This window comes from Burkholderia sp. Ac-20392 (assembly GCF_017104585.1).
GTDB classification, from domain to species: Bacteria; Pseudomonadota; Gammaproteobacteria; order Burkholderiales; family Burkholderiaceae; genus Burkholderia; species Burkholderia lata.
This window is the reverse complement of record NZ_JAAGPB010001195.1, coordinates 1-528: the sequence shown is the minus strand read 5'-3', so window position 1 is coordinate 528 and position 528 is coordinate 1. Positions and strand designations below refer to the sequence as shown.

Genomic DNA, 528 nt, shown 5'->3' with positions numbered 1-528 from the left:
CGAAGTTGAGCGCTCACGCTTATCGGCTGTAAATTTAAAGACAGACTCAGGGGTCTGTAGCTCAGTCGGTTAGAGCACCGTCTTGATAAGGCGGGGGTCGTTGGTTCGAATCCAACCAGACCCACCAATGTCTTGTCTGACTGTAGGTACCTGAGGCAAATCTGTACATGGGGGCATAGCTCAGCTGGGAGAGCACCTGCTTTGCAAGCAGGGGGTCGTCGGTTCGATCCCGTCTGCCTCCACCAATCTTCAATGACAAGCGTTCGACTTGGGTCGAATCTTTGTCATTGGCGATTGAGCCAGTCAGATGATATGAGTAAAACCATATCGGCTGTCGTTCTTTAACAATCTGGAAGAAGTAAGTAATTTGGATAGCGGAAGCGTCTATGAGATGGACGTGGAAACTATCCGGGTTGTGATTGTATCGATGTATCTCAAGATGATTCGAACTCTATGTTTGACTCAATTGGAATACGGCACAAATGCGAGAACTCAACCTGTAACGACTGTCGATGAGACAGACTCGTT

The 528-nt window shown here is 48.1% G+C and carries 2 tRNA genes; both read left to right on the top strand.

Annotated features, from left to right (window positions below):
* Nucleotides 1-50 precede the first annotated feature (50 nt).
* Nucleotides 51-127: transfer RNA gene (locus tag G3N99_RS41565), tRNA-Ile, on the top strand.
* Nucleotides 128-169: 42 nt separating this feature from the next.
* Nucleotides 170-245, top strand: a tRNA-Ala gene (locus G3N99_RS41560).
* Nucleotides 246-528 lie beyond the last annotated feature (283 nt).